The sequence below is a fragment of the Chryseobacterium sp. MP_3.2 genome (assembly GCF_035984805.1).
Lineage (GTDB): Bacteria > Bacteroidota > Bacteroidia > Flavobacteriales > Weeksellaceae > Kaistella.
Window position 1 is genome coordinate 104098 of record NZ_JAXCHW010000002.1, and the last position, 18628, is coordinate 122725.

The 18628-nt window shown below is 36.3% G+C and carries 20 protein-coding genes; 5 read left to right on the forward strand and 15 right to left on the reverse strand.

What is annotated here, in order from left to right; genetic code table 11:
* Nucleotides 1–78 precede the first annotated feature (78 nt).
* Nucleotides 79–1179 (forward strand): tyrosine-type recombinase/integrase, encoded by a 1101-nt coding sequence (locus RCH13_RS04550; protein WP_326986047.1) that lies wholly within the window; start codon nt 79–81, stop codon nt 1177–1179.
* Here RCH13_RS04550 and RCH13_RS04555 read toward each other — a convergent pair.
* Genes RCH13_RS04555 through RCH13_RS04565 form a run of 3 tightly spaced genes read right to left on the reverse strand, consistent with a single transcriptional unit; the run spans nt 1176 to nt 9214 of the window.
* The gene (locus RCH13_RS04555; RefSeq protein WP_326986048.1) at nt 1176–2999 is read right to left on the reverse strand and encodes a hypothetical protein; all 1824 of its coding nucleotides are present in this window, start codon (nt 2997–2999) and stop codon (nt 1176–1178) included. The two genes, RCH13_RS04550 and RCH13_RS04555, sit on opposite strands and share 4 nt — an antisense overlap.
* Complete coding sequence (locus RCH13_RS04560) at nt 2996–4915, reverse strand: hypothetical protein (protein WP_326986049.1); 1920 nt, start codon at nt 4913–4915, stop codon at nt 2996–2998. Before RCH13_RS04560 ends, RCH13_RS04555 begins: the two co-directional genes overlap by 4 nt.
* 3 nt (nt 4916–4918) lie before the next feature.
* Nucleotides 4919–9214 carry a phage tail tape measure protein gene (locus RCH13_RS04565; protein ID WP_326986050.1) on the reverse strand — a complete coding sequence of 1432 codons (4296 nt, stop codon included), beginning with the start codon at nt 9212–9214 and terminating at the stop codon, nt 4919–4921.
* Nucleotides 9215–9673: 459 nt separating this feature from the next.
* Between RCH13_RS04565 and RCH13_RS04570 the strand changes: the two genes are divergently transcribed.
* From RCH13_RS04570 to RCH13_RS04585, 4 genes are all read left to right on the forward strand, one after another.
* Nucleotides 9674–10096, forward strand: a complete 423-nt coding sequence (locus RCH13_RS04570; protein WP_326986051.1) for a hypothetical protein — start codon at nt 9674–9676, stop codon at nt 10094–10096.
* Between the two features lie 66 nt (nt 10097–10162).
* The gene (locus RCH13_RS04575) at nt 10163–10375 is read left to right on the forward strand and encodes a hypothetical protein (protein WP_326986052.1); all 213 of its coding nucleotides are present in this window, start codon (nt 10163–10165) and stop codon (nt 10373–10375) included.
* On the forward strand, nt 10365–10529 hold the full coding sequence (locus RCH13_RS04580) for a SymE family type I addiction module toxin (RefSeq protein WP_326986053.1): 165 nt from the start codon (nt 10365–10367) through the stop codon (nt 10527–10529). Before RCH13_RS04575 ends, RCH13_RS04580 begins: the two co-directional genes overlap by 11 nt.
* On the forward strand, nt 10519–10944 hold the full coding sequence (locus RCH13_RS04585) for a DUF6943 family protein (RefSeq protein ID WP_326986054.1): 426 nt from the start codon (nt 10519–10521) through the stop codon (nt 10942–10944). The genes RCH13_RS04580 and RCH13_RS04585 overlap by 11 nt, the downstream gene beginning before the upstream one ends.
* Nucleotides 10945–11043: 99 nt before the next feature.
* Here RCH13_RS04585 and RCH13_RS04590 read toward each other — a convergent pair whose 3' ends face one another.
* The 12 genes from RCH13_RS04590 to RCH13_RS04645 form a co-directional block, all read right to left on the reverse strand.
* Nucleotides 11044–11241 carry a helix-turn-helix domain-containing protein gene (locus RCH13_RS04590; RefSeq protein WP_326986055.1) on the reverse strand — a complete coding sequence of 66 codons (198 nt, stop codon included), beginning with the start codon at nt 11239–11241 and terminating at the stop codon, nt 11044–11046.
* Nucleotides 11241–11519: a hypothetical protein gene (locus tag RCH13_RS04595; protein WP_326986056.1), complete on the reverse strand. Its 279-nt coding sequence runs from the start codon at nt 11517–11519 to the stop codon at nt 11241–11243. Before RCH13_RS04595 ends, RCH13_RS04590 begins: the two co-directional genes overlap by 1 nt.
* A gap of 99 nt (nt 11520–11618) precedes the next feature.
* Nucleotides 11619–12749, reverse strand: coding sequence for a phosphoadenosine phosphosulfate reductase domain-containing protein (locus RCH13_RS04600; protein ID WP_326986057.1), 1131 nt, complete (start codon nt 12747–12749; stop codon nt 11619–11621).
* A gap of 1 nt (nt 12750) precedes the next feature.
* A complete protein-coding gene (locus RCH13_RS04605) occupies nt 12751–13299 on the reverse strand; it encodes a ParB N-terminal domain-containing protein (RefSeq protein ID WP_326986058.1) in 549 nt (182 codons plus the stop codon).
* Entirely contained in the window at nt 13296–14513 is a 1218-nt protein-coding gene (locus RCH13_RS04610; RefSeq protein WP_326986059.1) for a DEAD/DEAH box helicase, read from the reverse strand. The genes RCH13_RS04605 and RCH13_RS04610 overlap by 4 nt, the downstream gene beginning before the upstream one ends.
* Nucleotides 14510–14848, reverse strand: a complete 339-nt coding sequence (locus tag RCH13_RS04615) for a hypothetical protein (RefSeq protein ID WP_326986060.1) — start codon at nt 14846–14848, stop codon at nt 14510–14512. Before RCH13_RS04615 ends, RCH13_RS04610 begins: the two co-directional genes overlap by 4 nt.
* Nucleotides 14848–15246, reverse strand: a complete 399-nt coding sequence (locus RCH13_RS04620; RefSeq protein WP_326986061.1) for a hypothetical protein — start codon at nt 15244–15246, stop codon at nt 14848–14850. The genes RCH13_RS04615 and RCH13_RS04620 overlap by 1 nt, the downstream gene beginning before the upstream one ends.
* A 231-nt stretch (nt 15247–15477) precedes the next feature.
* A complete protein-coding gene (locus tag RCH13_RS04625; RefSeq protein WP_326986062.1) occupies nt 15478–15735 on the reverse strand; it encodes a hypothetical protein in 258 nt (85 codons plus the stop codon).
* Between the two features lie 21 nt (nt 15736–15756).
* Nucleotides 15757–17469, reverse strand: a complete 1713-nt coding sequence (locus tag RCH13_RS04630; RefSeq protein ID WP_326986063.1) for a hypothetical protein — start codon at nt 17467–17469, stop codon at nt 15757–15759.
* Nucleotides 17469–18113, reverse strand: coding sequence for a hypothetical protein (locus RCH13_RS04635; RefSeq protein WP_326986064.1), 645 nt, complete (start codon nt 18111–18113; stop codon nt 17469–17471). The genes RCH13_RS04630 and RCH13_RS04635 overlap by 1 nt, the downstream gene beginning before the upstream one ends.
* Nucleotides 18094–18426 carry a hypothetical protein gene (locus tag RCH13_RS04640; protein WP_326986065.1) on the reverse strand — a complete coding sequence of 111 codons (333 nt, stop codon included), beginning with the start codon at nt 18424–18426 and terminating at the stop codon, nt 18094–18096. Before RCH13_RS04640 ends, RCH13_RS04635 begins: the two co-directional genes overlap by 20 nt.
* Entirely contained in the window at nt 18427–18627 is a 201-nt protein-coding gene (locus RCH13_RS04645) for a hypothetical protein (RefSeq protein ID WP_326986066.1), read from the reverse strand.
* Nucleotide 18628 lies beyond the last annotated feature (1 nt).

Here is an 18628-nt window from a genome sequence, read left to right on the forward strand (position 1 = left end):
GTCAAATTCTTCAAACTTTTGAGAATGAATACAGATCTTCCAATTTTAGTATTGAGCCGCAAAAATAAATTTAGCTCAATGAAAACCCGATTTTATCTCCACGGTTATTTAAACGCCGAGGGAACAACCCAAATCTTTTTTTCTGTTACCATCAATAAACTGCGGGAGAGAATACCCACCGGTTATTTTGTAAAGCCCTGCAATTGGGACCAAACTAAGCAACGCGCAAAAACTGACGATCATATTAATTTGGTTTTGGAAAATTTTTGCGCAAAGGCAACCCAGATCAAAACTTTTTATTTTCTGACAAAAAAAGAAGTGGGAATGGATAACTTTTTAAAAGAGTTTTTTAGCGAGACTCCTTCTTTTGATTTCAATTCATTTATGATCAAAGAAATTACCGAGCGGGTGAACAATGCTAATACACTCAAAAAACACAAATCAGTTTATAAAAAATTGGTTGATTTTGCGGCAGTAATTCCCTTCACCGACATTGACTTTAAATTCATCGAGAAATACAGACAGCATCTATCAAGAATAGGAAACGCTGCAACGACTGTTAATTCAAATATCAAAATCATTAAGCATTATTTAAATATTGCTTCTAAATATGGAATTGTTCTGAACATCAATTTAGAAATGGTAAAGGTGGGAAGTCTTGCGGGAAATAGAATTAACATTAATATTGAACAGGTGAGAAAACTGCAGGCTTTTTTCGTAAGTGAATTCATCAAAGAAAATCATCGACTTTCCCTAGGATATTTTCTTTTTGCTTGTAATACTGGATTGCGGATTGGTGATATTGAACAATTAAAACGAAAAGAATTACTGGAAGAAACCTTTCAATTCACCACCATCAAAACAAATAAGATTCAGAAAATACAGTTGAACCGAACCGCAAAACTTCTTATCGAAACAGAACCGCGTTTATTTATTCAATTTCCGAAACAGCAGGTTCTCAATCGCGAACTAAAAACCATCGCGGCGCAATGTGGAATAAAAACCGCAATTTACATGCATGTCGGAAGACATACCTTTGCAACCAATTTCTTAAGAAAAGGTGGGAGCGTTCAGGAACTTCAGGTTCTTCTTGGTCATTCTTCCATAGAAACCACGATGCAATATGTTCACATCGTGGAAGCAGAAGCTATTCAGTCGGTATTTTTGTTGGATGATTAAATGACCGTTTCCGTAACGATCTGTACTTCGTAAGTATCATCACCTGTTTTATCTTTTGTCCAATTTTTTATAATGTGCAGATTATTGTAGCAAAAAATATAATCTTTAACGGAAAATTGAGATAATTTTTCAATTGAAACTTTAAAAGACCAATCGTATTCCTGTCCTCTAATCCTTTGTCTTAGCCACGCTTCCCAATTATTGGCAAATAATTCCGGGTGATTACATCCTTCGGGATTTTTCGCGTTATTTTGACCTGCGGTTAAACCATCATACCAAACCAAAGCAAGGGTGTCTGTGGAATCCTTCATTACTTTTGCGGTAAGTGGTGCCGTTTCTTTCTCTTTAGAAACTGGCATTGCGTAACCGTTAACTTCAATAATATTAGTGTCCAACTTTTCTTTTCCATTAAGTAACGCGCCATCTTTATCGTAAAACATGGAGTTTAATTTCACATCATTATCGAGATCCGAGAATTTGTGAAGAAAAGATTTACCGGAAAGAAAACGTCGTTTTGGTCGCAAAATTTCTGCAAATTCAAAATTCTTTCCTTCGGTCACCACAGAATTTACAATTTTGTTCATGTAAATAACCTTGTTTTTTACTTCAATGTCATAGTTGAGCCAGTTCTTAATGCGGTTCACCAATTCTCCAAAAGTCATTTCGGGAACTGCTTTTGCCAAATCAATTTCATTTAAATTCGTAATAACACCAACATCTTCGCCAGGATTATTCGTCACTTCTAAAGATTCACCGATCGCTTCTAACTGCAGCACATTAAAAAACTCTCCGGTTTTAAAGGCGGATCTTCCTTCCCATCGCAAAACGGCGTTGTCTTCGGTGGTATTAATTGTAATATCAAATGTTGTTTCAATATCATTTTTGCCCGTTTTGTTTAAAATTTTCACATCATTAAGATACAAATCAAAAGAAACGTGCTTCATTACTTTTCGAGACCAATATAAATTTACCGTGCCGCGGACTTTATATTTTCCTTTTTTAAACAAACTTAAATTTGCTTCATATTCAGCCCCGTTCATTTGTCCAGCGGTCTCTATACGGATATAATCATTACAGGTTAAAGAAATATTATTCCGCAGCTGCGTCAGTTTCGAAAAATATTCGGTACCGGAAAAAACCCATCTCTGCGCTAAGACAGGATCGGTGAGAATGTCTCCAGCTAATCCATATCCGCCATCTTGAAATCCCATTTTCAAAAGATAAAGCAAATGCGGACATGCGTGAATCACATTTTGATTAAATATTTCCCCGGCGCCATCAATATAATTCCGAAGCATTTCTGTTCCTGCCGGATTCATGTCATTGTAATACCCGTTGAAAGCATCCCATAAACTATCATCAGGCGAATATTTAGGCGTAAACATTCGGGGAAAATTAAAATTAGTCTCCGGATATTTCTTTTCACAAATTTGCTTTGCAAAAATATGGATGTCATCTACGGAAAACTTTTCCAAAGGCAGTTCCGAAAGTTTCTTTTCGAAGTTGGGAACTTCCTCTAATCCATAATAAATTTGTCCCGTGACATTTAATCCTTCAATACTCATAATATCTAACTTCGAAGTACTTATTTTTCCTTCAAATTCCAAATTACCCAGAACTTTTGTTTCCAGATCCGTAGTTTCATAGCTCACAAAATCACCAAATTCTTCAATGAAGTTTTCATCGACAATCGCTTCAAAGGGAAACATGATCTTAGAAAATGACTGATCACTCACTTTGGAATTACTTTCTAAAACCGAAATCTTTTGTTTTGAGATGTCCAGAGCCGCTCCACTTTCTGCTAAAAATATTGTTTTCATATTTCCTTAATGATTAAAAATTCAACTTCATACTGATAAAGCTCCAGAGCAGAATCCTCTTCTATAAATTTATTGGAGATCGCAAAAGCTTCGAACGTTTTGCCTTCTATTTTTAAAAAACATAATTTAGAATCGATCAGTTCGTCAAGGAGAGCTGCTTCAGCTTTTAAAATAAATCCAGTATTTAATTTAAAAGGTCGGGAATTTCTGACCTCCATTTTTTCAATATTCTCGGTGAAGGAATTCTCCTGGTAAATATGCGTTTTGTCTTTAGTCTTAGTGAATTCTCCGGTAAAACAGAACCATTCCGGTACCAGGTTCTGATTTTGCCATTCTACCTGAATCGGTTCGCTTTGTTTCAATTTATAATAATCTACACCGAGGATCGTTTTTTTATCGGTCCAGGTGATCAAATTATCAGAGTCTTCAATTTTCACCGTGTAGACTTCGCCCGAAATAACAGGATTTGAAGGTGCTGCACTTCCCACAATGTTTGCGGGAGTTATTAGATTCGCCATATAGGAAAAAATATAAGCCGACTGATCAACGCGCCGTCTTATATTATGATTGGTGAAAAGCGGATACATTTTCGGTTTCTTTCCGGGGTAAAGATAAAGCGCGGGTAAATTGACCGTTTTACTTACCACATAATTAATATCCAACTCTTCAATTTTTAAAATGATCTGCGCAGGTTTGTAAACCAAAATATTTTCGAAAGGTTTCGTTTTGGGGAGTAGAAAAGAGCTTTTTCGGTTGCGCGGAAACATTCTGTGAACTTTGGTACCAATATCAGTTTTCACGAAGCCATTTTGATACATTACATCATAGGTGATTAGATTCTGGACTTGTTTTTCATTGGTGTGAAAAGTTGCGGTCATGGTAATCCTTAAAATTTTCGCAGTTTCATTTTGTCTTGTTGCCGTAAGAATAATATCATCTAAACAAAAATTTCGATCGGGAATTGAAATAAATTCCACAACCAGAAGCGTCACTGGAACCACTGCTATTTTGCCGTCGTAAGCAATTTGGATATTTCCCGAATAAACACCTACCGGAACCATTTCGGAATTATCCGTAGTTACTGTTAGATTGAGGGTGGAGTTTCCTGCGGTCACATCAAAATTCAGCCAATCAGGTCCCGTAATCGTGAAATTTTTATTGAGTGGATTAATGATCTGCACAACTTTGGACTGCGTTTCATTATATCCTTTTCTTAATTTAAAATCTAAAAATTCAGGATCCGTAATGATTTCATCATCTTCAATAACTGCGATCGTTACCGTAAAGTTATAAACGTAAACTCCATCTTTTTTTAAACGGCAATTCACCACTTTAATTCCAGCTGCAGGTAATTCGGCATTGGTAGAAAAGGGAAAAGCCGGATCTTCTTCCAAAATAATCGCCGAAGTAGCAATTCCTTCTTTAAATAAGTTGCCGATGGTGGAAAATTCTATATTAGAACCATCGGTATTATTAACAATATCTATATCAGTGTCTCCAGAAAAAGCATTTGTACTCCGGATGTAAACAACATCGTAATTTGTTTTATCCGTGGTAATTGCAATAGGTGGATTTCCTGTTATATTAAGGTTAACAATTGAGGTTAGTTGTTTTTCGAATCCTAAGGAATTTGAAATAAAGACATCTACTTTGCTTTGATAATTCCCTGGATAAAGTTGATCCAAATTCATTAAATTGAGAGGAATTAAACCGCCACCTAGCGGTAAATATTCTCCCAAATTTTCAGAAGTTAACCAATCGACGTTTCCAGAAATTCTATCTATATAAAACTGCACATATTCTACGGTTTCGCTTTCCATCACAATTACGTCGAGCGGAGTTATGGAAGGAATTGCGCCGGTTCTGTCCCAATAGATGGTTTGAGACGTTGGAGTTACTTTGCTAATTGCTGGCATAATTTAATGTTTACTGTTGTTTTCTAAAGTTTCGAAGGACTTCAGGGATTTCTTTAGATTTTTACCGGTTCGCGGTCCTGTATCAAATACGCCGACAATTCCATAATCTTTGATTTCTCGCATTACCGCGGTATTTTCATTGAGCGCATTTACAATCATGATCATCATTTCATCGCTTCCGGATGATGTAGCGTTTTCTTTATACATCCCATTTTCAAAACCTCTTGCCTGAGCGACTTCTGAGGTTAAAGTTTGCACGGTGGTTGGTTTCAGGCGTTTCATGGTACGTCCATCAATAACCATCTCTGGATAATTTCGCCCACCTTCGCCGACTAAAAGAGTAGGTTCATTATACATTCCGGAAACTAATTTTCTTTTTCGGCTGTTGAATACTTTTCCATCCTGCTTCCGCATCACAGGATATAAGCCATCTTCTGCTCCGGTTGCTTCGGGAAGTGGTTGAGATAAGATTGTTCCTAACTGTAGTGCACCCATTGCACCGACTAAACTTGCTAAAACAATATTAAAAGGTGTCCATGGTTTGTTCCCTAAAGCCCCTACAACAGCAACAGCGGTTCCAGTGATTGCAGATGCGATATTCATTGCACGTTCTCTCTTCGCAGATTTTAAAGCCAATTCAGCTTTCTTCTTTTCAAGCTGAATTTCATTTGCAATGGTTAATTTTTTATACGTCTCCTGATTGATTTGTCCGTTCAGTAATTCTGTTTTTAACCGTCGCTGTTTACGTTCAGACGATGCTTCCATTCTTCGTAGCATTGCCTGTTCATTTGCCTGAACGAAAGCAGAATATTGCGCAAACATATTTTGAGCGACCTGGAGTGCGGCTGCAACTTTATTAATATTAGTGGCTAAATCGGTGGTACTTGCAAACATTGCATCCCACTGCTCGCGATTCATTCCTAATAAATCTGCGTTGTCTGCGCCAAATTGTTTTAGCGAGGAAAAATTGGGGCCTTCATTAGTTTTACCGTTTACAAGTCCATTTTTTGCAGCTTCCAGCTTATTAAGTTCATTAGCAAAATCTTGAATTAATTTTATCTGTGCGGGTCCAAAGGAAGTAGGATCAGCAATCATTAAAGCTTTTAATACTTCAACTTTAACCCTTAAAAAGCGGATTTGCTCATCTAAGGACTTTTGCTGATAATATTTTTCAACTTCCTGTTTGCCCTCATTCCAACTCTTGATTGCTTCTAATGCTTCATCGGAATAGCCGAGACTTTTAAGGAAATTTTTTAACTGATCTACATTGGAATTATTGGCTAAAGCTTCGTTAACTGCATTTTGGTTTGCTTCAATCTTCGCTTGAAGATCTTCCTGTTCTTTTTTCAGGTTTTCTTTGAACAGTTTTTCGTTTAAAGTCTGGATCTTGATAAAGGTTGTTTCCTCAGCTTTTAATTTAAGATCCTCAATAACCGCATTGTTATCCATCCACTGTTCCCGAATTGTTTCGAATTTTGCACGCTCTGAGCCTTTTGTTTTGGAAATGATTAAATTCAGTTTTTTAAATTCTTCATCAGTAATCAGCTTTTTCTCCAATTCTGCAACAACAGCTAATCCGTCTGCTTTGATCTGCAAATACTCTCTGGTGTACCAATCCGTTTCTAAATCAGCGATGGCGTTTTGTCGATCAATCTCCAACTGAATCGCCAAAGCTTTTGCCGTTTCCCCATTTTTCAACATCGCTTCTTTTTCGGATTCGAATTTTTTAGCCAAAGATCCTGCTGCACGTTGGGCATCAGTTTTACGAGGCGCTTTATCTGCTTTATCTTCGGTGCCGCCGACATTGGTGTTGTATGGATCTTTTCCTCCTGCAACTGCTCCTTTTTTCTCTTCTTTTTCTACTAATTTAAAAAGATATGCATCACGTTCCTTTCTGGATTTCGCTTTTGCTTTCATCTCTTGAAAAGCTGCATAAGCTTGTTTTTTGGCTAATTCTTTTGAATCTTTTTCATCTAAATATAAATCACTTTGTCCACCTCCCATTAATCCACCGCTGCCAACGCCTCTAATGGTTTGTTTTTCCGGTTTTCTATATCGCTCGATTGCGGAATCGAACTTTTCCTGCAATTCCATATCCTCTTTTAAATCTTCAGCAGCTCTTCTGTCTATTTCACCTTGTGCCGCTTTCGCCTTTGCAGCAGATAAAATAGCATCTCTTAGGGTCAAATATGATTTTTCCGCTTTACCATTCATAATGACCTCAGTGGAAATGTTTGCAAACATCTTTGGATATAATTCCTGTAATTTTTCTGCCGCTTTTCTCTGAGCATCTTTTCCCGCTGCAGCATTTGTAGCTGCTTTGTATAATTTATCCAACTCAGATCTTTCTTTCGCTACAGATTCCGCAGATTCGAGAAAGGCTACTTTTAATCTTTTTTTAGAATCAGCGGCGTAATCGGTAGTTTGGATAAAAATTTTGTAAACGGCTACAGCTGTTATAATTAAAGAAATCATAGCACCGATGGCATTAGCACTGGTTACTGCATTTAATCGCGTTTGAGCAATTGTCTGTAATTTAGTATTGTTGGTGAATAGTCCTAAAACCGTTGCACCTACCCCGATACTTGTATTCCACAAACTTTGTATAATAGTTTGAGCGGCAGTAAGAACTGATCTGGTCTTTTGGACAATATTGAATAAAACCGTTTTTTCAGTTAAACCTGTAGTTAATAAAGTGGAGAGTGATATAGCGGTGTTAAATGAAAATATTGATACAACTGCTACTGCTAAAATCTTAATTACAACATATAGTGCTGAACCGAACATACTAACTACACCTTCGGAATCATCAACAGCACCAATTAGTTTTCCAAATCCACTAATAACAGAATTTAAAAATTTCGCAACAGTATCGCTAGTAAAAGCACCTATGATGCTTTTTTGTACCTTATTATAAATAGCAGCCGAATTGTTATTTACCTTATTAAACTCTTCTGTCAATGATGTAGCTTCTTGCAATGCATCATTAGATAAAGCAATGGTTTTACGGAATCGATCAGTGTTTTCCGAAGCGGCACCTAAAATTGAAATAACATACTGATCATTTAATTTTAGGTAGTCCAGCATTTTTGCCATCTCGGTGGTATCCAATCCTTTTGCACCTTCTGCAAATTTTAAGAAGAATTGCATCGGATCTTTGTTGATGAGCTCCTCAACTTCCTTCTGGGTAATGTTCATCACTTCCGCAAACTTTGCAGATTCTTTAGCGGCCATCCGTACAAAGGAAGAGTAAGCAGTTCCGGAACGTTCGGCATCAATACCACTTTCCTCAAAGGCTGCACCTAATGCTAATGTTTCAGCGATGGATGGTTTTAAATTATCTGGTAACGCACCCACTCGTAGGGTAAAGTCTGCGATATTTGCCTCAGATGCGGCACCATTTGCACCCAATTCATTTAAAGAAGATCCAATCTGATTGAAGGCAGTAGGGATATCAAGATCTTTAGTCTCTCGAAATAAGTTCTTGATCTTACCCATTTGGTTTGCCACCTGTTCTACACCACCCTCGAAGCTATCTCCTAATGCTACATACATTTTATCCACCTCTTGCGTAAACTGTGCAATCTCAGCTTTCGGCACACCTAGGCGACCACCTACTTCCGATATCTTTAGGAGATCCATCTTAGAGGTTCTGGTATCGAAATCACTGTATGTACGCATGAGCTCCTTAACTTCCTCATTAGTCATCCCTGTAGTTTTGGCAACTGTTGTCTGTGCGTCTGCTAACTTATTGTTAAGATCTATGGTTGATTTAACGGATAGGGCCACACCTGCCATGACAGCTAAAGCACCTGCAACAATGCCTGAGTAATGATTGAACTTACCTGCAAGATTTTGAATTGACAGAGAGGATGCATTGGCACCAGTTCGAAGCTGAGTCATACGACCATTCAGTTCTCCTAACTGGGTAGATGCCTGAGTATACTCCGCAGAGTTTGGATTCATATGATTCAATTGGAACTGCAGTTCACTTGCTCGCCTCTTGAGTTGCTCCATCGTCAAGGACATGATGTTCATTGAACGTACTTCATTATCGATCTCCTTACGATTGTTTGACATCGCCTTTGTTAGCGTGTCAATAGCTCGTTGATTATCTTTATACTCATCAGAATCTTTCTTCCGTTGTCTGGAAAGAACCTGCTGCTTCTGCTGCAAATCTTTCAGAGTGATGCCCAACCGCTTATTAGCAAGTTCTAAATCGAGAACACGCTTCTGAGCTTCATCACCATTAATTACAATTTTGAGTTTTAGAATCTCATCGGATATCACCTTTGCCATCTTATCAAATGTTTGCACAAGATTACTGCTGGACGGTGAAGACCTACGTTACATTAAAAATTTCAAGATTTTTTTAGTTGGTGCAATTGCCAACGGATATTATGTGATAGGTGATTTTAAAATTTTGATGCAAAAATTTTAAAAACGTCCTATTGGTGGGGTGTATTGCCATATTTCCGCTTTTTTTGTTCGTTGGCAACTGCATTTACGATTCTCGGCGGCGTCGGAGTCCAAGACAGACAGAAAAACCACATAATTTAATTATTTAGGTTTTTCCGTTGGTTTTCAGTGGTTTAACAAATTTTACTGAATTTTTGTAATGCTTTTTTTGAATTTAAGCATCTGATTTATAACTATTTATAATCAAAATAAATAACAATTTAAAGCATATATTTAATACGTCAATTGACGTATTTTAGGAATTTATTTTGTATCTTTATATTACTAAAGTAACAGATTATGAACGACTTAGCAACCAAAGGCACCGAAGCGAAGAAAGTAACTTCCGCCACAGAACCAATTGGCAATATTGCCAATTCGAAACAGACCCAGGATAAGCAGAAAAGCGCAATCCAAGAGAAAAAAGAAGCATTAGCGAAAATTTTGGAACCAGTTACGGCAGAACAGAGAATACGTAATGGCGAAAATTTTTTAAAGATTGCAGAGAAGCACCGATTTTTAACGGAAAAAGAAGATGATTTAAATTCCTTTATGATTGGAAGAGACGGATTAAAAGAAAAAGTTCAGATTTCAAATGACAACGGACAAATTTTTGAAATTTCAAATTCTGTCGTGATCGATGAAGTTTTAAATCTATGTTCTGAAAAACTTAGTCATCTAGTTTCAGAAAGTAAAGAACAAATTCTGACTTTCCACATTTAAAAAAAAATCCCTCAAGCTGTGACGAGCGAGAGGGGTTTTTCATCCAAACAATTTTTACAAATCATTATGAATGCAACGGAGACAAATTTACAAAAATTATCTGATTTAGTTTATCAGATTTTAGAGAAGAAAGGATTTTCTAAACTTTTCAACTGGGTAGATTACCGCTATTTTAAAAAAGATAGCATCAACAAACCAGACCGCGCAGAATATATTGCAGAGCAATTTATTTTTTGGAACACTCACGAACTTTCAGATTTTGCGGATTATGAATTTTAAGATTTTAAAAATCTCTTACCTGTTCGCCAATAAAAAAGCCGTTCCAAAAATCAATATTTCTGGGCAATGGCTAAAAAATGCAGGTTTTGAAATTGGCAAAAGTGTAAAAATTGAAATTTCAGAAAATCAAATCATCATTAAAAATGCAAATTAAAACTTACAACGGAGCATCCGCAGAACCGAAGAAAGGCGAAACCGTTTTTTATATTCAGTCTCACGGATTTAACGCAGGGCGACCGCTAAAAAAACCACTTCCCAATTGTTGGGAAGTTCGGACCGAGAGAAGCGCAGATTTTGAAATTTTGTACATCGTTTTTGAGAGTAAAATTTTAGCACCCTTTTTTCGGGGATCCGTGATTCCTTTTATCGCTTTGCACGAATACAAAAATATTATTTTCCCCATTTTGAAAAACGCTATCCACGAAAACAAAATAATTAACGAACATTATTTGCAGATTAGGAAGATAGAAACCCAGTTGCAGCAGCAGGATAAAATTAAAAATCTAATGCAGGAACTTAAAAAATCCATTTCACGGGAACTTTATAATAAAATAAAATCGACCGCATAAAAAAAACCGCCAAGTAAGGCGGTTTTTGTCATTTATATCCGTTTACAAACGGATAAAAAATTTTTCCGCTGCGCTTCCTTTGGTCGCTTGCGGGAATACTTATTTTTTAAAATTAATCTCCAGTTTACTTCCAAACACCATTGCCATTTTTTCTAATACCTGCAATGAGGGCAATACTCTTCCAGATTCATAATCATAGATTGTGGCTTTTCCTGCTAGATCTAGTTTTTTCGCCAGTTCTTCCATCGTAAGATTGGCTTTTTTTCTTTCGGCTTTTATAAGTTCGGCTATTTTCATTAGTTTAAATTTTCTGAAACAGATTGAGAAATAAAATATTCTCGCAATTCTTTTTTAAAATAATCAGATGTTAAAACTTCTGTAGATTTTTTCTGGTCTTCTTCATAAAGATCAAATACCACAAAGTTTATGGGCGTTTTTGTTTGCTCTACATAGATTAAACACGCAGGAAATTCCCGATGCAAAACGTAAAGTTCATTATTTTCTTTGTCTACGCAAAGTAGAAATTTTGTAATTTCAACAGAGGTTTCTCCGTTGCTAATAAATTGCTTTTCCATATTTAAGTATTAATTGTTTAATTTTGCTCTACTTAAATATTTCGTTAGACGTTTATTTAACAATCCCCGGAGACTTGCAGGTCTGTGATGGGGATTTTTTTATAAAAGTTGGGTCCACTTTTTTATAATTTCATCTTCTCGCTTTAATTTATTTTTAAATAAAATCTGATCTTTGGAATAATTAAATTCAAAATCTCTACTCCAGGTTATATTCCCTTCCCAATCGCAAAGTAAAATTCTTTTTACCATATATTTATTGGCTGCAACATCTTCTGTATCTCCAAATCTGCTCCACTGATATTCAAACATTCTTTTTAAATCTGGATGAATGGAACTTAATAAAAAATCTTTGTACGCCTTCCACGTTTTAAAGTTTTCGGGCAGTTTTTTTATAGAATAAATTAAGTTTTCTTTGCCATACATTGCAGCAGTATGCACGCCTTTTAATCTTTTTTCTAATTTATCATAAGTTTCTGGTTCCAGTTCTTGAAGATCTGCAAGGCATCTAAATGCTTTTTCATGTACTAAATTTGAAACTCTGAAAAATTTCAAATTTCCACCCAGCATATACATTTTATCATACACTTTGTTATACGGTAAATTATTTTCAATTAAATATTTCCAAATATCTGTATATCGCCAGTCAATAATAGGATAAGCTTTGTGCGGTTCGTTTTTTCTTCGCAACCAAAACAGATCAGAATCTTCGCCAAACATTACAAATCTTCTATCCGGACTTTCCTCTGCACGCAAGCCAATAATGGAAACGCAAGTGCCTTCTAATTTCCGCAGGTTCTGCCCAACCCAAAGGTTGAACTTATTAAATCTTTTCGGATATTTATTTTCAATACTATGAATCGCCAAAGGATGCTTTTCTCTTACCCACTCTTCTCCTTCTCCCCATGCCCAAAGAAACAATTGTTCATGACTCGCAGCGTTGGTCATAAAAATAGGCACTTGATACCATTGCGGTATTACGTTGGGTTGCAACATTGCCCATTCTACAAAATCAATCGTTCCTTGATATTCCGCTTCCTGGTCCTGAAAATAAAGTATAAATTTTCTACCTCGCTTTTTTGCTTCGGCATTTACCAAATGAAATAAAGCCGTACTGTCTTTTCCGCCAGAAAAAGAAAGAGAAACATTATCGTAATTATCAAATAATATTTCTATTCTTTTTATCACAGCGGCCAAAACATCAATCGTCCCTCTTACTACCGTTCTTGCCATTTTAGTCTAATTCTGGATTTATATCTTCTTCCACTTCTTTTATTTGTCGCTCAATCGAATAAGGAACGCCCATTATTTCACTTGCAATTCCTTTGATACCAATTAACCTTTGAACTTCTTCCAAAGTCATACCCAGTTCCTTCATTATTTTAATTTCGTCCCAACCAGATTTTAGCATTCCAACCAATGAAGCTTGCAATTCTACCTCGTGTTTTCCTCTCGCACGGTTGTGACGAATGGTAGATGCCATTCTATCACTAATATCTTTGTCAATCACAGACACTGGGAGCATTCCATTTTCCCGCTCAAAAATATTTTTATAACGCAGCATTATTGTATATCTGTGAAACCCATCTACAATCACGTATTTATCACGTTCTTTATCATAAAAACAAACAATCGGCATTGTGTAGCCGTCGCTTTTTATAGATTGATAAAGCAAATCCATTTCTCTTTTTGCTACATGATTAGGGTTGTAATCATTGGCTTCCATCTTTTCCAGTGGTACGGCAATGATATTATAGACTGGGCTTATAAATTTATTTTTCATAATATTTCTTGTAATTGTTCTCTACTAATTTTCTTGAAATACTCGGAAATTCCAAGTTTCTTTTTATTGTTTTCAAAAATAAGATTTTCTAAACCTACATTTCCTATTAATCTTAAATACCGACAATCTTCACTTTGTCCTGTTCGGTAGTTCCTATGTTGGCTCTGGATCACATCACCCCAATCAAAAGTTTGGTCAAAATAAATCGTGTGCGGACGGTCTTGTAAATTCAGACTCATAGATCCTGTCTTATAATTCAGAACTGTTGCTTTTGGGAATTGTTTCCGGCATTCGTTCGCACTTGCAATATATTTACAAAAGATAATCGTTTTGCTTTCATCGGTAATCCAGTTTTTTACGGCTTCAAATTTACCTTCAGACAAAGAATATTCATGCTGCATTTTCTGTGTCATTTCTAGGAAAATATTATTATTCATCGCCATGAGTTTTTCATCATCTAAATGTTTTTCTTTTAAATATTTATAATTCTTTTGCTCTTCATCAGAAAGTTGGTAGTTTGCTGTTTCAAAAATCTGATTGATATTCAAATCCAGATCACATTCAAAAACATACTCGCCAATCATAGAATAGAGATAGTCTATATTTTCATAACCGGTAATAAATTCCTTTACATAATTTTTATAACCGCCGAAATTCTTGGTAATAGTCGTGTATTTGCAAAAAGTATTTTTAAATTCTGCCAAACCCATATTTAGAATTTCAGGCGCAAGAAATTCAAACTGTGGCCAAAGATCAATTAAATCTCTGGTAATAGGTTCACCATTTAAAATCAATTTATATTCGCACCATTTAGACATTTCTAAAAGCCGTTTGGTGCGCTTTGCATCGTGGTTTTTGATTTTAATACTTTCATCTACGATGAGAAATGTGTCTAAAGAATTTCTAATTTTATTAAACAGTTGCAAAAATTGTCTATCTGAAGATTGCAAAGTTTCTACACCCATATAAATAACTTCTGGCGCATTGAAACCGCCCCATTTGGCAATCTCATCTTTAATTGAGGGAATACTTTCGTCTATCGGTTTTATGCTTCGGAGTGGACCAATCCACACAACTAATCTAATTTCCGGAACGGCGTTTACCAGTTCCAAAGCTACTCGAGTTTTACCAGTTCCCATCTTCATAAACAACGCACCCACTTTGTTTGGCAGTTGTTTTATTAATGCTTTTTCTTGCTGAATTAATAAACTCATTTCTTTAATTTTTCTATGGTATTATTTTCTAAAGGAGATATTTTGGCAGGGGAATGATGTTCAACAATTATTTCAAAGTTTTGTTCTACATTTCCTGAATTTGGATTATACCACCCTATTTTTTTGAGTGAAATCATTAAGTCGAAATCTTCTTTTCTGGCAAACCATTCCGAAATCCAATAAGCGTCACATTTAATTACATCGCAATCTTGCCCGAAAACTTGGGATTTGGGAATAAGTGCAGAATTACCTTGCCAATCTGCGGCTTTGTAGCACTTTAGAGAAATTTCGGTAAGAGTTTTAAGTCTTACCGAAACCACTTTTATTTTTTTCATTAGTCTAAAACAATGTAGTAAATTTCTCTATCAGAATCAGAACCGTAGAATGTAGGCTCAGTAAAAGTCCATCTATCTAATAAATCACATGTAGCATATAAAACATTATCAGATACAAGTTTCATGTTATTTTTGCAACCTTCAATTTGAATAGGTTCCATATAAGATTTCAAATAATCTTGACGAGTAGCATATTTCCCTCCATCCAAATGAGAATGATCTTCGTTTCCAGCAATATCCCATTCTGATTTAATGGATATAATTTTACCGGTTCTTACGAGCGCGCTATTTCCTGAGTATTCAGGATTGGTAACGGCAATTGTTTTACCGATTAATTTTTTAGCGATTGCTAAAGTTAATACTTGGTTTGCTTCGAAGATTTCAGTAGTAGTTTTCATAATCTTAAATATTTATTTTGTTAGACTTGGGATTGCAGTCCCTCTCATTATTAATACAACAAAGATATGTTTTTTAAACATACTAACAAAGTAAAAAAATGTTAAAATGTTGTTAAATTTTAAAATATAAAAACGCTAATTTTTATAAAATCTAACTTTATATCGTGTCAAAAAATTAGCACGGGTAATGCTTTTAATTTTTTTTGAAATCCTTTTTTTATTGCTCATTTCTTATAATTTTAATTTTAACAAATCATAAGTGTCTGAATAGACCTTACATTCAAATATTTTACTTAAAGCTTCAACTTCATATTTAAATTTCACTTCATCTTTAAATTCTTTCATGAGCAAAATTTGACTTTGATGATTGCCGTATCGTGAAAAGACATAGAAAAATAATTCTCGATCAACAGATATTCCAAGGGAATATTTTTCGGGAATCGGTTCCATTGTCTTAAGATCTTCTAAAAACTCTTCAAATATTTGCATACTCAAATTTACAAAAATATTCTACACCAACTCCGGATCTCCCATGTTCAAAACTTCTCTTCCATTCTGCTGCTTCACCCATTCAGGGCGGTAGATAAAATATTTAAAAGCATCACTCAAATTCGTGGAAAACATAGGCCGTTTTGCTAAAGGTAATTTCTCCGAAGATTTGTTTTTATGCAGGCGTTTTATTCCTCGTTTATCTGGTTTGATGATTTGTTTGGCGACGTTCATAGAACTGATCAGATGGCGGCACTGGTATTTGTCGAAAAGCAGATTAGGCAGTTTCGGGAAAGTCTTTAAGAAAATATTTTTACATAGCTTAAATTCATCTTCCTGGTAAATTGTTTTTTGACCGCGGTTCATCATTTGCACGCTCCAACCTGTTCTACTGCCATCTTCATAAGTCTCGAGAAACTTTCTTGTTTCGCCTGCCCAATCCCTTCCAGAACTTTCGTACTGATTTCCTCCCCGGTCGTAGTACATAATAATCCTTTTGTTTCGATGCCCTGCAAAAAATTCCAAAAATTTATTTGCAAATTCCCGAGTTCCACCTTTTCCCAAAACAAATAGATCCTTCAAAACGTGAACATCCAAACCTTTCGTTTGTCCGATCACCATAGAAAGCATTTCTCCGAAATCCACCCCAATTTCTAAGGGTAAATTCGTATTGCAATATTTCAGGGCTTCACTGGTCGTTTCTGCGTTTTGGTCGCCTGTTCTGTAGCGCAGATAAAAATCATGCATCACGCCATCTTCATACACGTGCAGGTTTTCATCAAATCCAACGTAGAATTTTTGACCACTCTCTACCTGTGGCGGCATAGAGCCAACGGAAGTATTAAATTCTTCAACACCCAAAGACTGTAATGCCGTTTCAAAATATCCCAACCGCAGTACATTCAAATTTGCAAAGGAAGAAACCACATAAAAAAACGTACTGTCTTGCCGTGCAACCTGCCATTTTACAGAAAGTTTTTTAATAAGGTTTTCGGTTTTTTTCACCAATGAAACATTGCGTTTCCGGCGGTACCGAATCCAGTCTGATTTCGCTTTATTCAGCTCCATGGAAATATTGAGCAGATAGTGCAGCTGCTTTTTATCCATATCTTTTTCGCGGTCCAGGATCCAGTCATATTCTCCCGGCATGATGATGTTCGGATAATCCGTGGTAAAGGTTGCACCCCGGAAAAATGCAGATCTGCCGAAAACTGTAGAATCCCCACGAAGCGCAGGAAACAAACGGTCAATTTTCTTTTTTTCTAAATATTTTGTTTCATCACCAACCAAATGTTGGTAAGAGTTACCCGCACCGGAACTTGGCGCATCCATGGAAACATAATTGAAGAAATTCCCCGTAAATGTGGAAATGGTATGCTTGTAAGTTTGCGGCGCTTTGTATGGTTTTTTAAAGAAATCTGGCGGGGATTCATCCACCACATAATGAACTCCTTCAATCCAGCCTTTTCTGTTCCAACCTTCGATGATGGAAGGAACTACGTTTTTAAGAAGATTCGTGTAGGTATCACCAACAATTGCGATGTAACAACCAGGCATTTCGAAACAAATATCCATTGTTCGTTCTGCCAAAATATCTGTGGTTTTTCCGGTACCACGGCCGAGAACCAAAAAGAGATTTTTTGGCTGCATAATATCGGCGAGCATTTTTGGCCAGGAACAGAAACGAAATTCCGTATCACCGAGTTCTTTTACGGAAATAATGGATTTTTTCATTATTCTTTTCGCGGGTTATCGGTGTCATCCATAAATACCTTGATCGGAAGATTGATCATTGCCTCCTGCTTTATTCTTTCAATCGCTTTTGGCGTCATGTTCTGAATCTTTTCATCGATCCATTTTTCGGTATCTTCCAAACTTTCGTTGGGTTCACTGTCAAAATGATTCATATCGAATGTGTACACTTTGAAAGGTTTGTTGAACATTTCATCGGGTAGCTTATTATCATCCGGATTGGCACGTTCCCGAATTTCGGCAGCGTATTTCACGAGTTTCCCAACTTTCTCCAGGTCATTAACATTTTGCACCAATTTTCTTGCGAGTGCAATATCTCTGTCCAGATCATCTGCATATTTATTGAGGTGTGCTTTTTTGGTAATATCCGTGGAGCCGTAGAAATACTCCATGCTTTCATTGAAGAGTTTCAGGGCCTGCAAACGGTTTCCCTTTAGATCAGCTTCAAAAGAGACCAAATGATTGATGATTGCATCCTTTTCGCCATAGAGGTCGAAACGCATCCGCATATTGTAAATTTTGGAAAGCATGTTCACATACTTCACAAAACTTTCATCTACCATTTTCGGCATTCCCATTTCTGCCCATTCGTACAGATTAGCTATGTCATATTTCGTCCACTCCACCGTTAAAATATATTTGGTTTTTGCAATCGTTCAGGTATTGTTCCCATCTTACTTTTGCCAATTGTTGCGCTGCAGTAATATTTCCTTCGCGGGCATTTTGCGCGAGCTTCATTCCCACTTCTGCATCTACTATTAGAACACCGCGTTTGTAATGAAAATGCACCAGGGTTTCTGCGTTTCGCCACTCCTTCAGAAAATCTTTTACGGGAACGTCAAGATAGACCGCAATTTTTTCGGGACCGTAACCGGCACCGGCGAGAGTTTCTATCTGTTCCAGTTCTTCCTGGGAAAGCCTTACGGAAATTGCGAGCATTTATCTGATGAATTTAGAACCGCTCCAGGCGATTATTCTTTTTTTTGTTTTTTTCGGCTTCTTATTCATCTTATGTTTTTCGATGAAATTGGTCTCTCTTAGATTAATTCGAACTTTCTTATTTTTATTTTCTAAAAGCTCAAGTTCCAGAAGGGTGAGATCGATTAAGCCGGGATGTGGTTGGGGAGTTTCTGTATTCATT

Excerpts from the sequence above, each read along its gene's own strand:
- RCH13_RS04550 (WP_326986047.1), top strand. The coding sequence starts at position 79 with ATGAAAACCCGATTTTATCTCCACGGTTATTTAAACGCCGAGGGAACA.
- RCH13_RS04555 (WP_326986048.1), bottom strand. The coding sequence starts at position 2,999 with ATGAAAACAATATTTTTAGCAGAAAGTGGAGCGGCTCTGGACATCTCA.
- RCH13_RS04560 (WP_326986049.1), bottom strand. The coding sequence starts at position 4,915 with ATGCCAGCAATTAGCAAAGTAACTCCAACGTCTCAAACCATCTATTGG.
- RCH13_RS04565 (WP_326986050.1), bottom strand. The coding sequence starts at position 9,214 with ATGGCAAAGGTGATATCCGATGAGATTCTAAAACTCAAAATTGTAATT.
- RCH13_RS04570 (WP_326986051.1), top strand. The coding sequence starts at position 9,674 with ATGAACGACTTAGCAACCAAAGGCACCGAAGCGAAGAAAGTAACTTCC.
- RCH13_RS04575 (WP_326986052.1), top strand. The coding sequence starts at position 10,163 with ATGAATGCAACGGAGACAAATTTACAAAAATTATCTGATTTAGTTTAT.
- RCH13_RS04580 (WP_326986053.1), top strand. The coding sequence starts at position 10,365 with ATGAATTTTAAGATTTTAAAAATCTCTTACCTGTTCGCCAATAAAAAA.
- RCH13_RS04585 (WP_326986054.1), top strand. The coding sequence starts at position 10,519 with ATGCAAATTAAAACTTACAACGGAGCATCCGCAGAACCGAAGAAAGGC.
- RCH13_RS04590 (WP_326986055.1), bottom strand. The coding sequence starts at position 11,241 with ATGAAAATAGCCGAACTTATAAAAGCCGAAAGAAAAAAAGCCAATCTT.
- RCH13_RS04595 (WP_326986056.1), bottom strand. The coding sequence starts at position 11,519 with ATGGAAAAGCAATTTATTAGCAACGGAGAAACCTCTGTTGAAATTACA.
- RCH13_RS04600 (WP_326986057.1), bottom strand. The coding sequence starts at position 12,749 with ATGGCAAGAACGGTAGTAAGAGGGACGATTGATGTTTTGGCCGCTGTG.
- RCH13_RS04605 (WP_326986058.1), bottom strand. The coding sequence starts at position 13,299 with ATGAAAAATAAATTTATAAGCCCAGTCTATAATATCATTGCCGTACCA.
- RCH13_RS04610 (WP_326986059.1), bottom strand. The coding sequence starts at position 14,513 with ATGAGTTTATTAATTCAGCAAGAAAAAGCATTAATAAAACAACTGCCA.
- RCH13_RS04615 (WP_326986060.1), bottom strand. The coding sequence starts at position 14,848 with ATGAAAAAAATAAAAGTGGTTTCGGTAAGACTTAAAACTCTTACCGAA.
- RCH13_RS04620 (WP_326986061.1), bottom strand. The coding sequence starts at position 15,246 with ATGAAAACTACTACTGAAATCTTCGAAGCAAACCAAGTATTAACTTTA.
- RCH13_RS04625 (WP_326986062.1), bottom strand. The coding sequence starts at position 15,735 with ATGCAAATATTTGAAGAGTTTTTAGAAGATCTTAAGACAATGGAACCG.
- RCH13_RS04630 (WP_326986063.1), bottom strand. The coding sequence starts at position 17,469 with ATGAAAAAATCCATTATTTCCGTAAAAGAACTCGGTGATACGGAATTT.
- RCH13_RS04640 (WP_326986065.1), bottom strand. The coding sequence starts at position 18,426 with ATGCTCGCAATTTCCGTAAGGCTTTCCCAGGAAGAACTGGAACAGATA.
- RCH13_RS04645 (WP_326986066.1), bottom strand. The coding sequence starts at position 18,627 with ATGAATACAGAAACTCCCCAACCACATCCCGGCTTAATCGATCTCACC.